Origin of the sequence: Alteromonas sp. M12, assembly GCF_037478005.1 — a bacterium.
In the GTDB taxonomy this organism is placed as follows: Bacteria; Pseudomonadota; Gammaproteobacteria; order Enterobacterales; family Alteromonadaceae; genus Aliiglaciecola; species Aliiglaciecola lipolytica_A.
In genome coordinates this window covers 1,945,952-1,969,283 of sequence record NZ_CP144164.1, presented here as the reverse complement: position 1 = coordinate 1,969,283, position 23,332 = coordinate 1,945,952, and the positions used below count along the sequence as shown (strand labels likewise).

At 42.2% G+C, this 23,332-nt stretch carries 14 protein-coding genes, 5 tRNA genes and 2 rRNA genes; 7 read left to right on the top strand and 14 right to left on the bottom strand.

Going from position 1 to position 23,332, the window contains the following annotated elements:
* Nucleotides 1–191: 191 nt before the first annotated feature.
* Nucleotides 192–3,074 (bottom strand): 23S ribosomal RNA (locus VUI23_RS08470).
* A 373-nt stretch (nucleotides 3,075–3,447) separates the two neighbouring features.
* Nucleotides 3,448–4,982 (bottom strand): 16S ribosomal RNA (locus VUI23_RS08465).
* The 16S and 23S rRNA genes sit together here, the layout of an rRNA operon.
* A gap of 843 nt (nucleotides 4,983–5,825) precedes the next feature.
* Between VUI23_RS08465 and VUI23_RS08460 the strand changes: the two genes are divergently transcribed.
* The gene (locus VUI23_RS08460; protein ID WP_342807780.1) at nucleotides 5,826–8,966 is read left to right on the top strand and encodes a S8 family serine peptidase; all 3,141 of its coding nucleotides are present in this window, start codon (nucleotides 5,826–5,828) and stop codon (nucleotides 8,964–8,966) included.
* 839 nt (nucleotides 8,967–9,805) lie between these two features.
* On the opposite strand, the gene VUI23_RS08455 is transcribed toward VUI23_RS08460, so the two are convergent.
* The 11 genes from VUI23_RS08455 to gltX form a co-directional block, all read right to left on the bottom strand.
* Complete coding sequence (locus VUI23_RS08455; protein WP_342807778.1) at nucleotides 9,806–11,104, bottom strand: amidohydrolase family protein; 1,299 nt, start codon at nucleotides 11,102–11,104, stop codon at nucleotides 9,806–9,808.
* The gene (locus tag VUI23_RS08450) at nucleotides 11,101–12,510 is read right to left on the bottom strand and encodes an amidohydrolase (RefSeq protein WP_342807777.1); all 1,410 of its coding nucleotides are present in this window, start codon (nucleotides 12,508–12,510) and stop codon (nucleotides 11,101–11,103) included. Before VUI23_RS08450 ends, VUI23_RS08455 begins: the two co-directional genes overlap by 4 nt.
* Nucleotides 12,511–12,671: 161 nt before the next feature.
* On the bottom strand, nucleotides 12,672–13,208 hold the full coding sequence (locus VUI23_RS08445; RefSeq protein ID WP_342807776.1) for a YaeQ family protein: 537 nt from the start codon (nucleotides 13,206–13,208) through the stop codon (nucleotides 12,672–12,674).
* A 39-nt stretch (nucleotides 13,209–13,247) separates the two neighbouring features.
* Nucleotides 13,248–14,198 carry a tRNA dihydrouridine(16) synthase DusC gene (gene dusC / locus VUI23_RS08440; RefSeq protein WP_216048750.1) on the bottom strand — a complete coding sequence of 317 codons (951 nt, stop codon included), beginning with the start codon at nucleotides 14,196–14,198 and terminating at the stop codon, nucleotides 13,248–13,250.
* A 59-nt stretch (nucleotides 14,199–14,257) separates the two neighbouring features.
* Nucleotides 14,258–14,461: a DUF1289 domain-containing protein gene (locus VUI23_RS08435; RefSeq protein ID WP_216048749.1), complete on the bottom strand. Its 204-nt coding sequence runs from the start codon at nucleotides 14,459–14,461 to the stop codon at nucleotides 14,258–14,260.
* Between the two features lie 5 nt (nucleotides 14,462–14,466).
* Nucleotides 14,467–14,760 (bottom strand): DUF1272 domain-containing protein, encoded by a 294-nt coding sequence (locus VUI23_RS08430; protein WP_216048748.1) that lies wholly within the window; start codon nucleotides 14,758–14,760, stop codon nucleotides 14,467–14,469.
* Nucleotides 14,761–14,772: 12 nt separating this feature from the next.
* Complete coding sequence (locus tag VUI23_RS08425; RefSeq protein ID WP_216048747.1) at nucleotides 14,773–15,573, bottom strand: YiiX/YebB-like N1pC/P60 family cysteine hydrolase; 801 nt, start codon at nucleotides 15,571–15,573, stop codon at nucleotides 14,773–14,775.
* Nucleotides 15,574–15,788: 215 nt separating this feature from the next.
* Nucleotides 15,789–15,864, bottom strand: a tRNA-Glu gene (locus VUI23_RS08420).
* A gap of 223 nt (nucleotides 15,865–16,087) precedes the next feature.
* Nucleotides 16,088–16,163 (bottom strand) — tRNA-Glu (locus VUI23_RS08415).
* A 176-nt stretch (nucleotides 16,164–16,339) separates the two neighbouring features.
* Nucleotides 16,340–16,415, bottom strand: a tRNA-Ala gene (locus VUI23_RS08410).
* A 111-nt stretch (nucleotides 16,416–16,526) separates the two neighbouring features.
* Nucleotides 16,527–17,936 carry a glutamate--tRNA ligase gene (gene gltX / locus VUI23_RS08405; RefSeq protein ID WP_216048746.1) on the bottom strand — a complete coding sequence of 470 codons (1,410 nt, stop codon included), beginning with the start codon at nucleotides 17,934–17,936 and terminating at the stop codon, nucleotides 16,527–16,529.
* A gap of 250 nt (nucleotides 17,937–18,186) precedes the next feature.
* Between gltX and VUI23_RS08400 the strand changes: the two genes are divergently transcribed.
* From VUI23_RS08400 to VUI23_RS08375, 6 genes are all read left to right on the top strand, one after another.
* Nucleotides 18,187–18,262 (top strand) — tRNA-Val (locus tag VUI23_RS08400).
* 123 nt (nucleotides 18,263–18,385) lie between these two features.
* A tRNA-Val gene (locus tag VUI23_RS08395) sits at nucleotides 18,386–18,461 on the top strand.
* 308 nt (nucleotides 18,462–18,769) lie between these two features.
* Entirely contained in the window at nucleotides 18,770–20,392 is a 1,623-nt protein-coding gene (locus VUI23_RS08390) for a response regulator (protein ID WP_342807774.1), read from the top strand.
* A gap of 119 nt (nucleotides 20,393–20,511) precedes the next feature.
* Nucleotides 20,512–22,299 (top strand): ABC transporter ATP-binding protein/permease, encoded by a 1,788-nt coding sequence (locus VUI23_RS08385; protein ID WP_342807772.1) that lies wholly within the window; start codon nucleotides 20,512–20,514, stop codon nucleotides 22,297–22,299.
* 14 nt (nucleotides 22,300–22,313) lie between these two features.
* The gene (locus VUI23_RS08380; protein ID WP_216047420.1) at nucleotides 22,314–22,535 is read left to right on the top strand and encodes a DUF3820 family protein; all 222 of its coding nucleotides are present in this window, start codon (nucleotides 22,314–22,316) and stop codon (nucleotides 22,533–22,535) included.
* A 29-nt stretch (nucleotides 22,536–22,564) separates the two neighbouring features.
* Nucleotides 22,565–22,909 carry a hypothetical protein gene (locus VUI23_RS08375; protein ID WP_216047419.1) on the top strand — a complete coding sequence of 115 codons (345 nt, stop codon included), beginning with the start codon at nucleotides 22,565–22,567 and terminating at the stop codon, nucleotides 22,907–22,909.
* A 63-nt stretch (nucleotides 22,910–22,972) separates the two neighbouring features.
* On the opposite strand, the gene rpsO is transcribed toward VUI23_RS08375, so the two are convergent.
* Nucleotides 22,973–23,242 carry a 30S ribosomal protein S15 gene (gene rpsO / locus VUI23_RS08370; protein ID WP_216047418.1) on the bottom strand — a complete coding sequence of 90 codons (270 nt, stop codon included), beginning with the start codon at nucleotides 23,240–23,242 and terminating at the stop codon, nucleotides 22,973–22,975.
* Nucleotides 23,243–23,332: the final 90 nt, after the last annotated feature.

The following is a 23,332-nucleotide window of genomic DNA, read 5'->3' as shown; positions in this document are numbered from 1 at the left end:
GCGCAAGATGACTATCATTACCTACATTCGTTTAGGTATGTCCTCACCTTGTTAATAAACATGTCGTTTTTAACAAACTTGGAAGCTGTGTAATCAAAGAGTCTGCGTACTCTGTGCTCTATCGAGCTAATTTTGTGTTGTCTTGTCACTCTTACAACACCATGCTTCTTACGAAGACATTTGGGTGTTGTATGGTTAAGCCTCACGGGCAATTAGTACAGGTTAGCTTAACGCCTCACAACGCTTCCACATCCTGCCTATCTACGTCGTAGTCTTCAACAACCCTTTAGGACAGTTAAACTGTCAGGGATGACTCATCTTGGGGCTCGCTTCCCGCTTAGATGCTTTCAGCGGTTATCGATTCCGAACGTAGCTACCGGGCAATGCCATTGGCATGACAACCCGAACACCAGCGGTTCGTCCACTCCGGTCCTCTCGTACTAGGAGCAGCTCCCCTCAATCATCCAACGCCCACACCAGATAGGGACCGAACTGTCTCACGACGTTCTAAACCCAGCTCGCGTACCACTTTAAATGGCGAACAGCCATACCCTTGGGACCGACTTCAGCCCCAGGATGTGATGAGCCGACATCGAGGTGCCAAACACCGCCGTCGATATGAACTCTTGGGCGGTATCAGCCTGTTATCCCCGGAGTACCTTTTATCCGTTGAGCGATGGCCCTTCCATACAGAACCACCGGATCACTATGACCTACTTTCGTACCTGCTCGACGTGTCTGTCTCGCAGTTAAGCTAGCTTATGCCATTGCACTAACCTCACGATGTCCGACCGTGATTAGCTAACCTTCGTGCTCCTCCGTTACTCTTTGGGAGGAGACCGCCCCAGTCAAACTACCCACCAGACACTGTCCACAATCCCGATAAGGGACCAATGTTAGAACATCAAATATACAAGGGTGGTATTTCAAAGGCGGCTCCACACAATCTAGCGACTGTGCTTCAAAGCCTCCCACCTATTCTACACATGTAGATTCAATGTTCAGTGCCAAGCTGTAGTAAAGGTTCACGGGGTCTTTCCGTCTAGGTGCGGGTACACAGCATCTTCACTGCGATTTCAATTTCACTGAGTCTCGGGTGGAGACAGCGTGGCCATGATTACGCCATTCGTGCAGGTCGGAACTTACCCGACAAGGAATTTCGCTACCTTAGGACCGTTATAGTTACGGCCGCCGTTTACCGGGGCTTCGATCAAGAGCTTCGCTTGCGCTAACCCCATCAATTAACCTTCCGGCACCGGGCAGGCGTCACACCGTATACGTCATCTTTCGATTTAGCACAGTGCTGTGTTTTTAATAAACAGTTCCAGCCACCTTTTCACTGCGGCCCTCGTTCGCTTAGGAAGCAAGTTCCATCACAAACAAGGGCGTACCTTCTCCCGAAGTTACGGTACGATTTTGCCGAGTTCCTTCACCCGAGTTCTCTCAAGCGCCTTAGTATTCTCTACCTGACCACCTGTGTCGGTTTGGGGTACGGTTCGATATACCATAAGTTTAGAGGATTTTCCTGGAAGCATGGCATCAACAACTTCGTCACCTTTGGTGACTCGTCTCGTGTCTCAGGTTAGTGTTGAACCGGATTTACCTAATTCAACGCCCTACGCACTTTCACTTGGATAACCAACACCAAGCTTGCCTAGCCTTCTCCGTCCCCCCTTCACTGATATACCAAGTACGGAAATATTAATCCGTTTCCCATCGACTACGCATCTCTGCCTCGCCTTAGGGGCCGACTTACCCTGCCCTGATTAGCATGGGACAGGAAACCTTGGTCTTCCGGCGTGGGGGTTTTTCACCCCCATTATCGTTACTCATGTCAGCATTCGCACTTGTGATATGTCCAGCAAGCCTCACAGCTTACCTTCAGCCACTTACACAACGCTCCCCTACCATGTTTACAAAGTAAACATCCGCAGCTTCGGTATATTGCTTAGCCCCGTTACATCTTCCGCGCAGGCCGACTCGACTAGTGAGCTATTACGCTTTCTTTAAAGGGTGGCTGCTTCTAAGCCAACCTCCTAGCTGTCTTAGCCTTCCCACACATCGTTTCCCACTTAGCAATATTTTGGGACCTTAGCTGGCGGTCTGGGTTGTTTCCCTCTTCACGACGGACGTTAGCACCCGCCGTGTGTCTCCCGGATATCACTCATTGGTATTCGGAGTTTGCAAAGGGTTGGTAAGTCGGGATGACCCCCTAGCCTTAACAGTGCTCTACCCCCAATGGTGTTCGTCCGAGGCGCTACCTAAATAGCTTTCGGGGAGAACCAGCTATCTCCCGGTTTGATTGGCCTTTCACCCCCAGCCACAGGTCATCCCCTGACTTTTCAACGTCAGTGGGTTCGGTCCTCCAGTTGATGTTACTCAACCTTCAACCTGCCCATGGCTAGATCACCGGGTTTCGGGTCTATACCTTGCAACTAAACGGGCAGTTAACCCTCGCTTTCACTACGGCTTCCCTATACGGTTAACCTTGCTACAAAATATAAGTCGCTGACCCATTATACAAAAGGTACGCAGTCACAGAACAAGTCTGCTCCCACTGCTTGTACGTATACGGTTTCAGGTTCTATTTCACTCCCCTCACAGGGGTTCTTTTCGCCTTTCCCTCACGGTACTGGTTCACTATCGGTCAGTTAGGAGTATTTAGCCTTGGAGGATGGTCCCCCCATCTTCAGTCAGGATAACACGTGTCCCGACCTACTTAATATGGCAAAAATAACGCTTAGTGTACGGGACTATCACCCTGTACCGTTGTGCTTTCCAACACATTCCACTACGTCATAATTACTCGGCTGCTCCCCGTTCGCTCGCCGCTACTAGGGGAATCTCAATTGATTTCTTTTCCTAAGGGTACTTAGATGTTTCAGTTCCCCTCGTTTGCCTCTACAACCTATGTATTCAGTTGCAGATAGTGCATAAATGCACTGGGTTCCCCCATTCGGACATCTGTGGCTCAAATGCGTTTTGTCAACTCACCACAGCTTTTCGCAGACTTACACGTCCTTCATCGCCTCTAACTGCCTAGGCATCCACCGTATACGCTTAGTCACTTAACCATACAACCCCAAACACCTTCGTTATCCCGTTAAAGACATGAATGATTAACGGTTACCTTGGTTTGATTTGCGCCTTTTTATTCACAAATCATAGGTGCTCATTAAAGAGCTCGTGTATGCGTGACAAGTACTAATCACAAAATCAGATAGAGTACGCTCGAAGATTGCTCTTCAATTATTACTCTTTATTTTTGATTACTTTTATCAGCTTTCCAAATTGTTAAAGAACATTGACTTGGCGCTTCGCGCCGCGTCTTAAGGTTTAAAAAACCCTAATCAATAACTTTTATTGATTAGGACTCTTGCCTATTCTTCACATTAACAACAAAACAATCTGTGTGAACACTGCATCACAAAAGTGATACCTATAGTGTAAGGAGGTGATCCAACCCCAGGTTCCCCTAGGGTTACCTTGTTACGACTTCACCCCAGTCATGAAACACAAAGTGGTAATCGTCCTCCCGAAGGTTAGACTAACTACTTCTTTTGCATCCCACTCCCATGGTGTGACGGGCGGTGTGTACAAGGCCCGGGAACGTATTCACCGCAACATTCTGATTTGCGATTACTAGCGATTCCGACTTCATGGAGTCGAGTTGCAGACTCCAATCCGGACTACGACGAGCTTTAAGGGATCCGCTTACTCTCGCAAGTTCGCTTCCCTCTGTACTCGCCATTGTAGCACGTGTGTAGCCCTACTCGTAAGGGCCATGATGACTTGACGTCGTCCCCACCTTCCTCCGGTTTGTCACCGGCAGTCTCCTTAGAGTGCCCAACTAAATGCTGGCAACTAAGGACAAGGGTTGCGCTCGTTGCGGGACTTAACCCAACATCTCACGACACGAGCTGACGACAGCCATGCAGCACCTGTCTCAGAATTCCCGAAGGCACTGAGGCATCTCTGCCAAATTTTCTGGATGTCAAGAGTAGGTAAGGTTCTTCGCGTTGCATCGAATTAAACCACATGCTCCACCGCTTGTGCGGGCCCCGTCAAATTCATTTGAGTTTTAACCTTGCGGCCGTACTCCCCAGGCGGTCTACTTAGCGCGTTAGCTTCGCTACTCACGTATATAATACACAAACAGCTAGTAGACAGCGTTTACGGTGTGGACTACCAGGGTATCTAATCCTGTTCGCTACCCACACTTTCGCACATGAGCGTCAGTCTTTGGCCAGGGAGTCGCCTTCGCCACTGATGTTCCTCCAGATATCTACGCATTTCACCGCTACACCTGGAATTCCACTCCCCTCTCCAAGACTCTAGTCTGCCAGTTCTAAATGCTATTCCCAGGTTGAGCCCGGGGCTTTCACATCTAGCTTAACAAACCGCCTGCGTGCGCTTTACGCCCAGTAATTCCGATTAACGCTCGCACCCTCCGTATTACCGCGGCTGCTGGCACGGAGTTAGCCGGTGCTTCTTCTGTTGCTAACGTCATAGCTAGCAGGTATTAACTACTAACCTTTCCTCACAACTGAAAGTGCTTTACAACCCGAAGGCCTTCTTCACACACGCGGCATGGCTGCATCAGGGTTTCCCCCATTGTGCAATATTCCCCACTGCTGCCTCCCGTAGGAGTCTGGACCGTGTCTCAGTTCCAGTGTGGCTGATCTTCCTCTCAGAACAGCTAGAGATCGTCGCCTTGGTGAGCCTTTACCTCACCAACTAGCTAATCTCACTTAGGCCACTCTTTGCGCGAGAGCCCGAAAGCCCCCTTTGGTCCGTAGACGTTATGCGGTATTAGCTATCGTTTCCAATAGTTATCCCCCACACAAAGGCATGTTCCTAAGTATTACTCACCCGTCCGCCACTCGTCATCTTCTAGCAAGCTAGAAATGTTACCGTTCGACTTGCATGTGTTAGGCCTGCCGCCAGCGTTCAATCTGAGCCATGATCAAACTCTTCAATTAAACTTCTTTCGAAATATGAACTTTTTTTGGTAAGCACTCTTATAATGAGTGCCCACACAGATTGTCTTGTTGCAAATTGTTAAAGAACGTTCAGTGTCGTTACCCGAAGGTTTTTAACACTAGGTCACTGCCTCTTGGCGTTACCTTTAAAATCTTTCTGCTTAGTGAGTCCGTTAGGTCTCTCTCAAGCGGGAGGCGTATTATACACTTCCGGTATTTGATGTCAACGTTTTTATTTAGTTTTTTTGAATTTATTTCAAATCGCTAAATCGTCTCCATCCCGCTTCACACTTGCCTTGCGGCTTGCTCTTAATATTCTTATAAAGGCTATTAAGAAGAGACATTCTTTAAAGTTTGTCCCGAAGCGAGGCGCGCATTCTACAGACCATAATCCGAAGATCAAGTACTTTTTTAATGTTTTCGTAATTTAACCTATATTTATAGTTATCAGTAATTAAATAGCGCTGAATATAGAGCGATAACTATAACGCAATAGCTTTTAGCGTAATTTTTGAGAGCTGTTTAAATTTATTTATAAAAATCAACCATCAATCGTACATGGAACAATCAATCCTCTGTCAGCATTTTTAACAACTTTTGATTCGTCTTTTATCTAGCGATTAAAATTATTATATATATCAGTACGCTATATAGGGGGAATGTTTCTTGCTTGAATACAAAGTCTAATTTACGACCACATCAAAAATAAAAGACGTTTTGATGGTGTAAAGATTAGATTTGGCCATCTTGGTCAAGTTACCAAACCAAAGAAGTTTGGAAAACGTTTCTAAACGTAGGCAGTAAAACGCTGCTCATAATTATAAAACAATAAAGGAAGATTCTATGTTACGCAAACAGCTAACAGTGCTCGGAACCGGGTGCTTTTTGGCGATGTCTGTGCATAGTGCTTTGGCATTATCTAATTCAGACCGCAGTTTACTCACTTTAGATGGTTCAACCTCTCATAATTTAAAAACAACCTCTAGGTACATTATTCAGTTAAAAGACCAACCCGCCATTAGTGGAGTCAAATCAACTGGCATCCCGTTAAAAGCAGATGGTGTCTTGAACACAGCAAAATATGATGCCAACTCTGTCGCTTCAATTACGTATCGCAATAAACTAGTTAACAAACAAAGACAGGTAATGAGTAGTGTTGGTGTAACTGAAGCAATTTACACCTATGAGCATGCGTTCAATGGTTTTGCGGCAGTTTTAACAGAAACACAAATTGCTAAACTAAAAAGTAATCCAGAAGTTTTGAACATATGGCCAGATGAAGTAAGACATATGGATACATCAAACACTCCTAGTTTTTTAGGATTGACAGCGCCTGGTGGACTTCATACTTTAGGCAATAAAGGCGAAAACATGATTATTGGGGTAGTAGATTCCGGTGTATGGCCAGAAAACCCCAGTTTAGATGACGCCGGTTTTGACCCTATCCAGGAGACACGACCTGAATGGCCAGCTCCTGAGGATGCTTGTGATGTAGGTACTGATCCACTGTTTAGTTGTAATAACAAATTAATCGGTGCACGTTATTTTAATTCAGGCTTCGCACCTGAATCTATCTTACCTGGTGAATTTGATTCCCCTAGAGATGCCGACGGTCACGGTACACATACCATAACTACAGCGGGCGGGAATGAAAATGTCTCAGCAAAAATTTTAGGATTAGATGTCGGTACAGTAACAGGTATGGCGCCAAGAGCTCGTGTCGCTGCCTATAAAGTTTGTTGGAATGGCAGTGCGGAAGGTAATAGCGGATGTTTCCCAACTGATTCTGTAGCGGCTATTGATGCTGCAGTTGCGGATGGTGTAGATGTTATTAACTATTCTATCAGTGGAAGTACAACGACCTTAGTCGATCCCGTTCATGTTGCATTTTTCAATGCAGCTCAAGGCGGAGTATTTAGTTCACTTTCTGCTGGTAACTCTGGCCCTGGCGCACAAACTGTTGCCCATAATGTTCCATGGGTAACGACAGTTGGCGCATCAACATACGATGGAGATGCAGAGGTTGTAGGGAAATCTCTTAATGTGAGTTATGGCGATACGAATGACGCATATTATTCATTAGGTGGTTCAATTACTTCTCCAATTCCTGACGAAGGTCTTAGTGGTCAATTGGTAGCGACATCTCCAGTATTCATGTGTGACGAAGATCCAGATATTTTTACTGGTAATAATCCAATTACAAATGCTGAAGAAATTGACGGAAATATCGCTTTAATTTCCAGAGGTTCATGTGCATTTTCAGAAAAAATTCTATATGCACAAGAAGCCGGCGCAATCGGGGTGGTTGTTTATTCAACTGCTGAAGCGATCGTCATGGGCGGTGAAAGCACTGGAATCAATATTCCTGGTGTGATGATCTCTAATTCTGATGGATTGGAATTAGTAGATTTAGTAGATGAAATGGTGGTAAGTGTTACCTTAACCAATGATGGTATTTCTGGTGGCATAATTCCACAAATTGGCAATCAGATGGCCGGCTTCTCTTCACGTGGTGAAAGTCTAGCAACAGCAGATATCATTAAACCTGATATCACAGCCCCGGGACAGCAGATTCTAGCGGGGACTTCCGGTTCTCAAATCGACAGCGGACAGATGGGTGAAAGCTATGCTTATCTAAGTGGTACTTCAATGTCATCACCGCACATTGCTGGTTTAGCTACCTTAGTTAGAGAAGCTCATCCGACATGGAGTCCTGCTGCGGTCAAATCAGCTATAATGACGACTGCAAGACAAAACCTAACTAAAGAAGATGGTTTAACTGCTGCTGATCCATTTGATTATGGAGCAGGTCATGTTGATCCTAATTCAGCGGTTGATCCTGGTCTTGTTTACGATGCTAATTTTAATGACTACTATGCGTTTTTATGTGGTCAAGGTGAACAAGCATTCGTAGAATCAGATTACTTCCCAGGTGCTTGTGCAGCATTAGAGGGTGCTGGTTTCCCAACTGATGCCAGTGATCTCAATCTTGCTTCCATTGCAATTGAACAACTAGCAGACACGCAAACCATTACACGTTATGTGACTAATGTAAGTGACTCTGATAGCTACGTTGCTACAGTTAACGCTCCAGAAGGTGTTGATGTCACTGTAAGTGTTTACGATTTTGCCACAGGAACAATTGTTGATTCAGATACTATGAGCTTCAACGATAGTGGTCTGGGTATTTATCAGTTGACCTTTACTAAAAATGACAGTGCAGTAGAGGATGAATGGGTATTTGGTGATATAACATGGAGTGATGGAAGTCACGATGTTCGCAGTCCAATCGCTATAAAACCAACAGCTCCACTTAGAGTTATCGCTCCTGAGACTGTAAACATGACTACTACAAGTTCTGTTGCACGGGTCACATTATCAGCGGAAATGGGTTATAACGGCAGATTGTATGCTGAAGGAATTGGCCTAGATACTGCTGATGTATTTGTAGATACCGTTTATCAGGATGCTGACCAAGAATTCGCTTTCAATGAAGGTAGTTTAGGTTTTTACTTTGTAGACGTGCCAGAAGGTACTCGCATAGCTAAATTCGCCCTTTATGACGAAGATCAAGCCACTGCTGATGTTGATTTGGACTTATATGTTTATGCTTGTCCAGGTTTTAGCTGTTCAGAAGTTGGCTCTAGTTTAACCGCTACATCGAATGAATCTGTTGTCTTAATTGATCCTGAGCCTTTAGCTAATCTAGGAAATAGTGACATTTATGTCGTGTTTGTACACGGTTATTCATTGGGTGGCGAAGACAGTGTTCTCGCTCCATTACACGTCTGGACTGTCGATGAGTCTGGTACTAAAAAAATGACTGTTAGAGCATCTTCACGAGCTGTTAATGGTCGTACAAGTAACGTTTATGTCGGTATGTATGGACTGCAAAGTGGTGAAAACTATGTTGGTGGTGTCATATATAAAGATGAAAACGGAGATGAAAATGCACTAACTGTTCTTGATGTTGAAGCTCAATAATTAGTTAGTTATTTCAAAAATTAAAAAAGCCCGCAATCGCGGGCTTTTTTTATGACCCTAACCCGCCCTAAATAGCGTTGACACTTTTCAAATTTAATTTGCAGAATGTAATGCAATTAATGACTAAACATTCTCAAAAAGTCTGTTTAAGCGATTATGAATTAGCTATTCAATAACAAATAGAAAAAGGTCAGCTTACTTATAAATAGACATAGGATAAATACCGAATATAAGTACACTGCCAGATTAATTGAGTTTCGTTAGCATGCACGGTTAAACTGGTCTAAAGAAACCACTGTATTTCAATTGGCCATTTAGTCATGTCCCAATCAAAATCACATCAAATACTGGAACAATGAATTAAGGATTTAAGACTGAAGTAACAAATAACCAGCTTCAAGCTTTGTTATCCAACCCAATAAAAAACAATTGATAACCCATAATCGTATTTTTGCTGCCAGCGACAAAGAGTGCGTATCATAAAACACCAAGTATTGAAGTTCATCAACCAAATTGAGGTGTGAAATATTGCTCAAATCAATATCAGCACTTAATTTAAAGAGTACCTTATAAAAAGTTTGGTGACCGTCTGATATGATTATTTCCAATAAATCTGCTGCAGAGCAGTTTAACGGTATCCAAAAAATGAATATTTGCTGTTAAAGATTAAAGATGTAGGAAAGGCGCAAAAAAAACTTGAAGAATAAGTGCGGGTTAGCCATAAAAAAGACCCCCAGTCTTCGGATTTTTCAACTATTGGGGGTCACATCTAAAGTTCTATTTTGTGTTTAAATTACTATATTACCAACCCATACTACGCACGAGTCAGAGATAACAATTTATGGTCTGGTGTAATGCACACTTTTGCCATTAGAAGGTTGCAAATACCTATCACGCAGTTTTGTCTGACGAGATGTCATTTCAACTAACTCACCATTAATGATAACAACTTCAGCACCCTCAGCAACTTCCATCGGATCGCCAGACCAAACCACCACATCAGCTTGTTTGCCTTTGCTCAGACTACCAACTTTGTCGTCTATACCAAATATCTTGGCTGGGTTAATTGTTAACGCGGCAAGGCCTGCATCCCAAGGTAAGCCGTGAGAAACAGCATTTCCAGCATGTTGCTTGGCTAAACGAATATTGTGGGTGTTCATACCAATAGCAATAATTACACCGGCCTTTTGCAAGCGACCAGCGTTTTCCATTGTTGCAGCTAATTGGTCGAATTCGTACGGTAAATTCGATTCAGGATTCAAAATAACAGCAATATCTGCTTGCGCTAATTGTTCAGCCACTTTCCAACCTTCAGTTGCATATAGAACTACAACATCTAGTTTAGGATGACGTTTTTTCAACGCTATCACTTGCAACAAATCCGCTTCACGATGAGCCGCGATCATTAGTGGAATATCGCCTTTTATAACAGGTATTAAGGCGATTGCATCATCAAGACTGCTTATACCGTACCACGGGGATTGAGGATTGAACGTTTTACCATCGACATAGCTTGCCTCATCTAAAGCTCGTTCCAAAGCTACCCATAACGCAGCTCGACTGCCGCCGCTGTTATTTGCAGCGCCATTGTCGACACCAGTAGAGACAAAAGCGGACTTTTTCATTAGTGCTGAACTGCCCTGACCAAGGGTAATAATTGCACCTTGTCCAGTAAACAATTGTCCAGTTCTGTTCATGCTTGTCGCTGCTGAGGTAATTCCTTCAATTCGAGATATAGCCATTAACGAAGAATTAGGGTTAAGTGCATAAGATACGTCATACGCAGCACCGGTTTTGCTAATCGCATTGTCAGAAGAACTGCTGTCTACTGTTCCTGCAGAGGAACTTACTTCTACCAATCCCAAAGACGTATAGGCACCAATCAGACCAGGTGTGACTACTTTGCCTTTACCATCAATAATCTCATAGCCGGTCAACGCAGGAGTTTCGGTTAAAATCGTCTGAATTTTACCTTCACTAATTAATACGGTAGCGTTGGTTAATGTGCCCTGCTCTGTCATGGTGTGAACTGTGGCATCAACAATCGCAATATTTTTTGCTATCGCATTATTATTAAAAATGCTAGCAACGGAAACCGCCAACACAGCTAAAGAAAGTAATTTACTTAAGTTAATCATTTGCTGTCTCCTTCACCTGGTTGTCCTAATTCAAAATCACTTACCGGCCAACTACTTGGATCGTTACGATCAAAAGCAAGGGCTCCATCAATGTATACGTTGACGGTTTTAGCATAAGTAGAAAACGGATCTGTACTCCATAGTACTAAATCGGCGTTTTTACCTACTTCCAATGAACCTGTTTGATCAAATATTCCTAATGATTTAGCAGGATTTGCAGATAGCCACTGCCACGCATCAGCTTGTGAGATCTCAATTCCAACTCGCTTACCATTTCCCCAGGCCTTAGCTGCTTCTTGGTTTAAACGTTGAATGCCTTTGTCGTCATCAGAATGCACTATGGCGCAGGCCCCAGCAGCATGGACCATAGGGATATTCTCTTGAATACCATCATAAGCTTCCATCTTAAAGCCCCACCAGTCAGCCCACATTGAAGAACAAACATTGTTTTCTTTTAAACGATCCGCAATTTTGTAAGATTCAACGGCATGATGAAAAGAACCAATTTGATAGTTAAACTCTTTCATTACATCCAGCATTGTGCCCATGTCATCAGCACGATAACAATGCATATGAACGATGATTTCACCATCCAACACACCAGCTAAGGTTTCTAACTTTAAATCCCTTTTTGGAACTTTAGGATCCTTACCTTGATCGTACTCTGCATAATATCGATCCCATTTATTTTTATAGTCTTGTGCATCTGCCCAAGCTTGTCGATACCCTGCTACGTTACCCATTCGTGTGCCGGGCCCACCTTTTTTGCCATATACACGTTTTGGATTTTCTCCACAGGCCATCTTGATGCCGTAGGGAGCTCCTGGAAACTTCATATCTTGAATCACTCGATTGGGCACATTTTTAACGGTTACCGATCTGCCCCCCACTAAATTGGCAGAGCCTGGCAATATTTGTAAACTGGTGACACCTCCAATAAGCGCTCGATGAAAACCAGGATCCTGTGGCCATATTGAATGTTCCGCCCAAGCTTGGGCTGTTACTGGATTAGTCATTTCATTGCCATCAGAATGAGAAGCTGTATCGGGTGTGGCATAAACGCCTAAATGGCTATGTACATCAATAATCCCAGGGGTAACCCATTGCCCTTTACCATCAATGGTTTTAGTTCCATCTGGCGCACTAACTGATTTTCCTATCGCCTTAATTTTACCATCGCTTATAAATACGGAACCGGATTCAATGTAACCACCAACACCGTCGAGAATATGCACATTTGTAATTAAAGTCGGTTCACTGTCCATCGCTTGATAAGTACTAGGGAATGGATTTTTATTCAGGGTAACTGGCGGTTCTTTTTCTGGTTGTTCTGCATCACAACTAGCTAATAACACGCTAGCCAAAACGCTTAGGGAGACCCCTGCGTAGGTAGATAGTATTTTCATGATTTCCTGCCAAAAAGTAAGTTCGTTTATTGTTGTTTTTATCGATAACGGATGGTCAAACCCTGCCCAGCTTTTATTGTTAATCCAAATAAAATCTAGAACATAGAAAGCAGAGCGAGTTTTCTTAGAATTAAATATACCAGTTGTTGAAGATACTGCAATTAACCTGCCTGAAGTTCATCCCAAGGAACTTCACATTCACCTAGATTTGTGGCGATGAATGCAGATTGATCTGCAATGGTAACTGTTATATCCATTGTTCTTTCAATTAATTCAGTAAGTTGACATATGTGTTGCCAATCAAATCTATAGAATTTTGCATTTAGCTGTTTAAATTTTGTGGCTGATTGCTGCCACCACACATCAGACTTAGTATTAAAACTATAAACAATCACATTAGAGGCCAAACGAGTAGCTTTTTTAATTCTTTCTGCGTCAGGCTCACCAATTTCTATCCATAAACTTATGTCATCATTTGGCTGTTTCACCCAAATGTCCGGCTCTGCGGTTTCGCTTAATCCTTTGGTTAATTCCAGTCCATCTTGAGCATGAATACAAAAAGCAACAATTCTAGCCATCATCCGCTGCGTTGTTTCAGATGGGTGTTGTGCCACTATTAAACTCAAATTATCATAATGATGCCTGTCCATGTCAGCCAACGAAATACGAAACTTATAAATTGTCGGCTTCAATGCCATTTCAAATCACCTATAATAATTGTTGTTAAAAAATATCTTTTAGCTAAAAACATCACTGTCTTGATAGTGCTGCAGAACAGACACAATATCGGCTGATTTAGTCATTGACCGAATACGCATAAACAAGCTTTCAGCTTCTGGATATTGCACTTTTAAATAGCCTAACCATTGTTTTATACGGTTCGGATAATAACGACCTTTATCACCAAATATTTCATATCCTGAATAGCTTAACAGTAGTGCTTTAACCTGTTCCCACGTCATCTTACTAGCATCCTGTCGTATAACTTGAGCTAAATTAGGCAAAGCTAACGCACCTCGTCCCAACATAATGTCCTGGCACTCAGAACGCTGCTGACAAAGGATTGCATCTGCCTTCGACCAAATTTCACCGTTAGCAATAATAGGGATCTGCGTTTGTTGGCGTATTTTGGCAATCCACTCCCAATAAGCAGGCGGTTTATATCCTTCAGTTTTGGTTCGCGCATGAATCGCTAAACTGCTGGCCCCTGCGGCTTCAATAGCCTGAGCATTTTCAATCGCTAAAGATTTATCTTCAAAACCTAAGCGCATTTTGGCTGTCACTTGGTGTTGTTGAGGAACCGCCTCACGCACTGCCAAAACGATTTTATAAAGAGCTTCAGGCTCTTTTAAAAGTACTGCTCCGCCTTTACTTTTATTGACAGTCTTGGCGGGACAGCCAAAATTCAAATCCACACCATGAGAACCTAATTCAATCGCTCTAACCGCATTTTCCGCCAGCCAATCAGGTTCTTGCCCTAACAGTTGCACCTTTACTGGCACACCTGAAGGTGTTAATCCATGGTGATGTAATTCAGGGCATAGACGATAGAATACTTTAGTCGGTAAAAGTTGATCTACCACACGCACGAATTCAGTTACACACGAGTCAAATCCGCCGACTTGAGTCAACATATCGCGCATTAGATGATCAACCACGCCTTCCATAGGCGCTAACACAATTTTCATTTCAATTAATTAAATTTTAGGGAAACAGAAAGTGGCGGATTGTAGCAAAAATGGCGCTTTTATGATCTGTTATTTGGTACTTTATTACGTTGATTTTCACGCTTTTGAGTATTTAATAATATATTTATTTTTTGCTCATCATCAGCACTCCCCCAGATTAAAATTTCTTCTAGGCTACGGTTACATCCCAAGCAAACATCATGTTGGTCTAAACAACAATTTCGAATACAAGGAGAACTGATGTTTTTGGATTGTAATTTCATTACTCTTATTTGGTCACTACAGTTTTCCGAAATGCCTCAATTTCCTCTTTTGAATAAGGACTGTTAACGCGCTTTGTAGAGGCTGGATGACTTTGTAGGCTAACCCCTAGCCTAAAAGGCCTCGCTGGCCTTATTGGTCTTGTGCTAAAACCACCTCCACAATTTGGACAAACATTCAGCAATACAGAATCGACGCAGCTCTGACAAAAAGTACATTCGTAAGTACAGATACAGGCTTCGGTGCTCTCAGGGGGTAAATCTTTATCACACCACTCACAATTTGGCCTAAGTTCAAGCATGGTTGTCTCCTGTTAATCTTTTACAACAGTTGGCTGTTGATTTTCTTGTTTTAATTCGGATTCAGAAACCCAGTTAAACGAATAAGGATCAAAATGTAATTCGATAGTCGGCTTTATAATGGCAAAGTATGGTGATATATCAAAGTCCTTAGGTACAAAAAGTGTGTGGTGCCTAGATTGGAAAAAATGATTTATTTTAGATCTGACAAGCGTACTTTGAGGCCGTGTAATTTTTTGTGGCAAAATGGGGTAACCAATTGATTGAAATGCTTGTGCCAATAATGAAGAACAAATTGCTCTAGTCGGATCTCCGCTCCCCAGAGACAACATATTCCGCCTCCACCCCACAGGTACCGGCGGAGTTTGGATTAAATAACGAGCTAAATCGAGAATATTTTTGGTATCGTATTGATGCCCAATTCTTTGTCTCGCATAGTCTACAATTTTGTCAATATCCTGTTGATTGAGACTGACTGGCCGACAAATTCTTGTCCCTTGATCCACATATTCCTGTAAATTTACCACCCTGACACCCTCCACAACATCAGCTTCGAGTAAATGGACTTTAGCAATATCTGGATTTTCAATACCGTATTGGTCGCTTATGCATAGCGTCGCGTGTGACCAAGTAGACTGAGTTAAATATTTAATTGCGGTGCTCACCCTACTTACACCATCAATCAACAGCACATCGCCTTTTTTGAGGGTTTTTAATAAAGCATCAGGCTCGCAAGTGGTCTCACTACGATAGGTTGGGCTAGGCTTTTGTAGAAAGTGCGCTATTTTATTGCCTATCCAATTCAATGGATTCAATGCTATTTTCCAATAAATTCGAATTGCACCTAATATGCTACAGCATAGATATTTGTGCAAATTAGCAATTGGATACACATCAGATGTCCCATTGACCTTTTAGATCCTGTCATCCTGGATGCTGATAGCGTGGACAGCCATGAAAAATGTCAGCCACTTTACCTATTATTTTTCAGACATAAAAAAACCGCACTAAAAAGTGCGGTTTTTCTAATTGGCGTCCCCAAGGGGATTCGAACCCCTGTTACCGCCGTGAAAGGGCGGTGTCCTAGGCCTCTAGACGATGGGGACAAAAAATCTTCCTTCGGAAACATGTTTCCGAGATTTTTTGTAAGGTGAGTCGAGCCTGCGAGAGGAACGACATTATAGAATAGTGAACTACCCTATAACTATAACGAGCCTTACAAAAACAATTTTCTATCACTACTATTTACTTAATTCGCCCAGGAGTGTGAATTAAGCGTTCCTTGTTGCCGTTACCGACCACCGAGTACATCCTATACTCTATTCAAAATGGCGTCCCCAAGGGGATTCGAACCCCTGTTACCGCCGTGAAAGGGCGGTGTCCTAGGCCTCTAGACGATGGGGACAGAAATTTTGCCTATCGAAGCAAGCTTCGATAAATTTCTGTAAGGCGAGTCGAGCCTGCGAGAGGAGCGACATTATTGGATGGTGAACCACCCTACAACTTAAAACGCCTTACAAAACAAATTCTTGTCATATCTAATGCTTACTGGCCTAGGTGGTAGTAAACAATCCATGATATTGGTGGAGCTAGGCGGGATCGAACCGCCGACCTCTTGCATGCCATGCAAGCGCTCTCCCAGCTGAGCTATAGCCCCGTGCTTTATGTCACTAGTGGCTAAGCTGTTTTAGCTAGCTACCATTCCTTGACAGCGGGGCGCATTCTAGGCATCAGACCTTTTCATGTCAACGATTTTTTTATGATTTTTTTATGATTTCTCTCTGTTTGCTATATAAATGAGCGCTTTGTCGATTCGTTGAGCAATTTGTTCAGGTTTTAACAGATTTAGAGTGACGTCTAGTGACGGCGAATTCCCTGCCCCTGTAACGGCCACACGCAACGGCATGCCGACTTTACCCATTCCAATCTCTAATTCTTGCGCAGTGTCATTAATTGCGTTCTGAATTGATACAGGCGTCCAGTCATCAATATTAGATAATTTTTCTTTTACTAATAACAACGCTTCTTTAGCAACTGGCCGTAAATGTTTTTTCGCGGCATTGGCGTCGAACTCTTCATACTCTTCATAAAAATATCGACTAATCTGTGCCAACTCTACCAAGTTTTTTACACGATCGGCTTGCGCTTCAATAACAGCTTCAAGTTTAGGTCCATTAGACAAGTCTATGTTCTGTTGTTCAAAATGCCATCTAGCGTGTTCAGCTACTTCATTCGCAGGAAGCGTTTTAATGTAATGTTGGTTCAACCAAATAAGCTTTTCAGTATTAAATGCAGAAGCTGATTGGCCGATTGAATCTAAATCAAATAATTCAATCATTTCCTGTTTAGAGAATATTTCTTGGTCACCATGAGACCAACCTAAACGAACAAGGTAATTCAACAGGGCTTGAGGTAGATAACCATCATCTCTGTATTGCATAACACCCACGGCACCATGTCGTTTTGATAATTTTTTTCCATCATCTCCTAAAATCATCGATACGTGAGCATATTCGGGCACAGGTGCGTCCAATGCTTTTAAGATGTTAATTTGACGAGGCGTATTATTAATATGATCTTCGCCACGTACCACATGAGAAATTCCCATATCCCAATCATCTACTACTACGCAAAAATTGTAAGTGGGGGTTCCATCACTGCGCTGAATAATCAAATCATCTAATTCAGCATTGGCAATTTCGATCTTTCCTCGTATATGGTCGTTGATGACCACTTTACCTTCGAGTGGATTTTTAAAGCGAATAGCAAAAGGTTGTCCTTCAGGATGATCCGTTCTATCTCGCCATGTTCCAGGATAACGAGGCTTTTCTCCCGCGGCCATTTGCTTTTCGCGAATATCGTCTAATTCCGCTGAGCTCATAAAACACTTATAAGCTTTCCCCTCGCTGAGCAACTGTTCGATCAATTCTTTATAGCGATCAAATCGTTTAGTTTGATAATAAGGTCCGTCATCGTAATCCAAACCTAACCAATCCATTCCTTCCAAAATGGCATCGATAGCCGACTGGGTAGAACGCTCAATGTCAGTATCTTCAATCCGTAAGACAAACTTACCTCCTTTACTCTTGGCATATAACCATGAGTAAAGTGCAGTTCTGGCACCTCCTACATGTAAATAACCGGTGGGACTAGGGGCAAATCGGGTGATCACGGACATTATTGTTTCCTTTTTAATTAAGTGCGCGAAGTTTACCAGTCTACGTAGACTAAAAAAAACCAATTTTAGAAACTAATAAGTGATAAATGAGATTTTTAAGCCATTTTGTACATTAAACGCACGGCAAAACTACGTAATGGATAGAAAATCGCCATTTAAACAATATTTTTATAGTTTAGGGTTGACAGTCTAAGTCGCATATCTATAATAGCGCTCCACTTGCCAAGCACAGCAAGTAAAAAAGAAAATTGGACGCTTAGCTCAGTTGGGAGAGCATCGCCCTTACAAGGCGAGGGTCACTGGTTCAAGCCCAGTAGCGTCCACCAATTTTCTACAATGTTTCAAAGTTTAAATGGACGCTTAGCTCAGTTGAAAAAAGAGCAAGCATCACCGCCTTTTACAAAAGAATGGCGAGGATCAGTGGTTCAGCACAGTAAGAAAGAAAATATGGACGCTTAGCTCAGTTGGGAGAGCATCGCCCTTACAAGGCGAGGGTCACTGGTTCAAGCCCAGTAGCGTCCACCACCCTTTCTCTATTTCTCTATTTCTCTATTTCTCTATTTCTCTATTTCTCTATTTCTCTATTTCTCTATTTACAAATTTAAATCAACAGTACCTTAGTTCAAGCTTTACATAGCCGTTCAGCTGCTGAATTACTCCTTTGGGGAATCTATTGGCATTGCCTCCCCTGCTCTGTGATTAAATCCTTTTGCAACAAATCATGTTATTTCCTTGATTCACCTCCAAAGATTTCGCTTAAGAAAACAAAAAGCCCTTATTAAATTGCCGTAAAGTACGATAACCTAAGTATCTGTTTGCAAATTTACTCGCTTATGAATCCCCAAATATCGAAAGAGACAAAAGTACTAGTCGTTGATGATCAAGTTTTAGCAAAAGGATATATGAAATATTCCTTAGAAGAACTCGGCTTTAATAACATTACTTATGTGGATAGAGCTCAACATGCATTGAATAAAATCAGGCATGAGCACTACGATCTTATAATTTGCTCATACAACTTAAAGAAAGATCACGATGGTTATCACCTTTACGATCAGCTAAAACATAATGGCGAGCTAGAACCAAGCACCGCATTTATTTTTATCAGTGCTGACACCACCTCTGATTTAGTTCACAGCATTGTCGAGTTGCAACCCGATGACTTTCTGGCCAAGCCCTTTACAGTAAATGATTTGGATAGACGCTTAACAAAAGTGTTAGTGAGAAAACGAGCGTTAAAAAAAGTCTATCGTTTTATGGGTAAAGGTCAGCTTTCCAAAGCACTGGCTGAAGTTGAATTATTTTTATCCGAGCCCAAAAACGCTGAGTTTTTTCCTCTGGCCCTTAAAACCAAAGGAGAGTTACTATTAGCCTGCGGTCACTTTGAGCAAGCAAAAGAGTTTTATCAAGCAATAATCAATGTGCAATCGTTCACGTGGGCGCAGTTAGGCTTAGTAAACGCCCATATTCGACTCAATGAAGATGATGATGCGGAAAAGTTAGTCCTGGAATTAGCCTTTAAATCCGATTCGCAATTAGCCGCATACGATTTATTATCAGCTCTGCATATCAAACAAAAAGATTTTGATGTCGCTCTCGAGTGCGTTGTGATGGCAACTGAAATCTCACCTCGAAACATCAGACGCCACAAAACCGCCTTGGATTTATCGCGCATTACCCATGACTACGAAACCCAATTTGATGCCGCCAAAAAGATTGTACGTTTTGCTAAAGATTCCATTCACGATAAGCCAGAAAACTATCTAAACGTTGCGCGAGCCGGTATTGACTTTGCCATGACAGCAGATGAAAGTGAAACCTACAACTTACTTAAACAAGCTAATGAATATGTAAAACAATTCAAGTCTGCATTCCCCAAAGCGGAACTACATGACCAAATTAAAGTGATTGATGCCCGATTACTTTATTTACAAGATGAAAAAGAAAATGCCAAAGCCCTGCTTGATCAGCTTGCAGAAGAAAACTGGGAATTAGAAAGTATGGATGCCCTGTTAGACAAAGCCAAAGCGTTTCATGAGTTAGGACTTTACGAAAAATCAAGCAACATCATGGATGTGATCGAACAACGTTGTAAGAAGGACGAAAAGCAAGGCAGTTTATTTTTACACTATGTTAGACAAGAGAAACTGGAACGATCCACTATTAAACAAACTCCCAAAGAGCTTAACAATTCAGCAGTCGCTTTTTACAGACGGGGGGATCTTGAAGATGCCTTACGAGTTTTCAGACAAGCCTTTACGGTTATGCCAAAAAATATCGCTATTGCATTAAATTTACTACAAGCCATTACCATGAATGAAAATACCAATAGAGCTGACCTTTCAATTCAAAAACTTATCGATAATTGTATTAGGGTGATAGAAAACGGCGAACTAAATGATGAACAGTTTGAGCGTTATCAAAAGGTAAGAGAGATGCTGCACGAGAGTGCCTAATCCAGCATTCTATTTACCACCAACAAGCTATAAATTCATGCCGTTTGCTAGAAAACCAGGATTAAGTTAACCAGCTTTTCTGATAAACTACCTGAACATTTTATCTGTGCAGCAGCAATATGCGTTCACGAAGAATACCAATTGATCCCGATACCCCAGTCAACTGGCTGGTCCTCAAGCAACTTTGGCCTTATTTATTGGAGTTTAAACAACGAGTTTTACTCGCGTTTCTTTGTTTAGTTGCAGCTAAAGTAGCCAGTGTTGGGCTTCCCTTCGTACTGAAACACACTGTGGATAGTCTAAACTCAAAAACCGAGCAATTAATTCTAGCGCCTATTGCACTGATCATCGCCTATGGCACATTGCGCCTTGCCAACGTTTTGTTTGGTGAAATAAGAGATACCCTTTTTGGCAGAGTTACAGAAAGAGCGATGCGCAGAGTCGGTTTACGTGTGTTTGAGCATCTGCATAGCCTCGACTTAGATTTTCACCTCAATAGGCAAACAGGCGGACTCACCAGAGACATAGAAAGAGGCACTAGCGGAATAAGTTTCCTAATGCGCTTTATGGTATTCAATATTGGGCCAACGCTAATAGAAATAGCCATGGTGGTAGGTTTGTTGTTCTATAATTACGGCTTTAACTTCGCCATAGTCATTCTATTGTCAGTAGTGTTCTACGTGATATTTTCCATGAAAGCCACTGACTGGCGCACCAAATATGTTCGTGAAGTGAACCTTGCTGATTCCAGCACCAATACACGAGCCATTGATAGCCTGCTGAATTATGAAACGGTAAAATATTTCAATAACGAAGCGTATGAAGCTGAGCGATATGATAAGGACTTAGCTGGTTGGGAAAGTGCCAGACGTAAAAATAGATTATCACTGTTTGCACTAAATGGTGGACAGGCATTGATCATTGCCATCGCAATGACAGCCATGATGGCAATGGCTGCATATGGTGTTGCAGATGGCGTTATGACAATTGGTGACTTTGTTCTAATAAACGCATTCACTATGCAGATATTTATGCCGTTAAATTTTTTGGGATTTGTGTACCGTGAAATTAGAGGCTCACTGGCAAATATCGAAAATTTATTTGCTCTGCTTGGAAAGTCCCCCGAAGTTAAAAATAATCATAAAGACAGTGATTTAAAGGTATCTGGAGCACAAATAACCTTTTCCAACGTTGGGTTTTGTTATAACAATGATCGTCCTATTCTGAATAATTTATCATTCAGTATAGATGCAGGGAAAAAAATCGCCGTTGTGGGTGAAAGCGGTGCAGGAAAATCAACGATAGTTAAGCTATTGTTTCGTTTCTACGATGTAACAACGGGAAAAATACTGATTGATAATCAAGATATCAGTCAAGTGTCACAACAGTCCTTGAGAAAAGCCATTGGTATAGTGCCGCAGGATACCGTTTTATTTAACGACAGCATATTTGAAAACGTGCGATACGGTCGACCGACAGCCTCAGATGACGAAGTTCAACAAGCCATTGATTTAGCCCATTTAAGAAAATTTGTAGACAGCTTACCCAAAGGTGCTGAGACCCAAGTAGGTGAGCGTGGACTTAAACTATCTGGTGGCGAAAAACAGCGGATAGCAATCGCTAGAACTATACTTAAAAAACCACCTATTCTAGTCTTTGACGAAGCCACTTCATCATTAGACAGTCAGTCAGAAAAAGCAATCTTAGACGCCATCAAAGAAGTCTCGCAGGGACACACAAGTGTCGTGATTGCCCATCGTCTTTCAACCATTATTGACGCAGATAAAATTGTAGTGGTTGATAATGGAGCTGTAGTAGAACAAGGTACACATTCCGAGCTTTTAAACCAAAATGGCTTATATAAGAAGCTTTGGGATACTCAGCAAAACTCAGAACACCACGATTAGAATGAAGCGCCCTAATGTTTGATCCAACAGTTATAAAACAAGCAGTAAACCAAACAATGCCATTTGGTAAATACGCAGGACGAAAACTGCTGCACTTACCTGAGCCTTATTTGGTGTGGTTTCACCAAAAAGGATTTCCAGAAGGAAAACTGGGGGAGCAATTGGCTTTGATGTATGAAATAAAACTCAACGGATTAGAGTCTATGCTTGCACCTTTATTAGATGAAAACCAGTAGTTGAAATCAATTCGATTCGAGAGTTTCCCATGAGAACAGGCAGAAGTGGTAGCAAACAACCTAGCGCCATTGATGATAATTTATTGGCTATTCACCAGCGTATTGGCGAAAAACTATTGCAGTTTCCCGAGTTGATTCAATTGGTTGAAGAAAAGCTAGAATCACGATTTAAAGCAGGATTAATTTATCGCGGAGTATATTTAGATTGGTGGTCAATACTGGAACTTAAAAATAACATGCCCAGTTTGGTTTCGCAGCTTTGTACTGTGAATGAACAAATGAATAAATTACGACGCCACTCCCCTTTTGTTGGTATTTTGTCGGAAAGCGAGCGAGAGGAATTTTTCAGTCAATTGGAAAGCAAAAAACAATAGCTAATTTTTCAAGCTGGATCAAAAAAGGCGCTTTCAAGCGCCTTTCTGTAGTATCTAATCGAATTAACGACGTAGACCTAAACGTTTGATAAGATCTTGATAACGCTCTACGTTTTTACCTTTAAGGTAATCAAGTAACTTACGACGTTGACTAACCATACGTAACAAACCACGACGAGAGTGGTGGTCTTTCTTATGATCAGCAAAGTGACCTTGCAATTTATTGATATTGTTTGTCAATAAAGCAACTTGTACTTCAGGTGAACCTGTATCGCCTTCTTTAACACCAAAGTCAGCAATGATTTGTGCAGTTTCTTGAGTAGTTAGTGACATATTTTTCTCCAAATTAAATAAAGACTCGCCGATCACTAATTCAGCGGAGTCGAAAGAGCGCGTATTATAGCGATGCCGGCATTTTTATCA

What these genes read in the sequence shown, in the direction of transcription:
- rpsO (WP_216047418.1), bottom strand. Translation starts at nt 23,242, where the DNA reads ATGTCACTAACTACTCAAGAAACTGCACAAATCATTGCTGACTTTGGT.
- dusC (WP_216048750.1), bottom strand. Translation starts at nt 14,198, where the DNA reads ATGAAAATTGTGTTAGCGCCTATGGAAGGCGTGGTTGATCATCTAATG.
- VUI23_RS08455 (WP_342807778.1), bottom strand. Translation starts at nt 11,104, where the DNA reads ATGATTAACTTAAGTAAATTACTTTCTTTAGCTGTGTTGGCGGTTTCC.
- VUI23_RS08390 (WP_342807774.1), top strand. Translation starts at nt 18,770, where the DNA reads ATGAATCCCCAAATATCGAAAGAGACAAAAGTACTAGTCGTTGATGAT.
- VUI23_RS08460 (WP_342807780.1), top strand. Translation starts at nt 5,826, where the DNA reads ATGTTACGCAAACAGCTAACAGTGCTCGGAACCGGGTGCTTTTTGGCG.
- VUI23_RS08445 (WP_342807776.1), bottom strand. Translation starts at nt 13,208, where the DNA reads ATGGCATTGAAGCCGACAATTTATAAGTTTCGTATTTCGTTGGCTGAC.
- VUI23_RS08375 (WP_216047419.1), top strand. Translation starts at nt 22,565, where the DNA reads ATGAGAACAGGCAGAAGTGGTAGCAAACAACCTAGCGCCATTGATGAT.
- VUI23_RS08435 (WP_216048749.1), bottom strand. Translation starts at nt 14,461, where the DNA reads ATGAAATTACAATCCAAAAACATCAGTTCTCCTTGTATTCGAAATTGT.
- VUI23_RS08380 (WP_216047420.1), top strand. Translation starts at nt 22,314, where the DNA reads ATGTTTGATCCAACAGTTATAAAACAAGCAGTAAACCAAACAATGCCA.
- VUI23_RS08450 (WP_342807777.1), bottom strand. Translation starts at nt 12,510, where the DNA reads ATGAAAATACTATCTACCTACGCAGGGGTCTCCCTAAGCGTTTTGGCT.
- VUI23_RS08430 (WP_216048748.1), bottom strand. Translation starts at nt 14,760, where the DNA reads ATGCTTGAACTTAGGCCAAATTGTGAGTGGTGTGATAAAGATTTACCC.
- gltX (WP_216048746.1), bottom strand. Translation starts at nt 17,936, where the DNA reads ATGTCCGTGATCACCCGATTTGCCCCTAGTCCCACCGGTTATTTACAT.
- VUI23_RS08385 (WP_342807772.1), top strand. Translation starts at nt 20,512, where the DNA reads ATGCGTTCACGAAGAATACCAATTGATCCCGATACCCCAGTCAACTGG.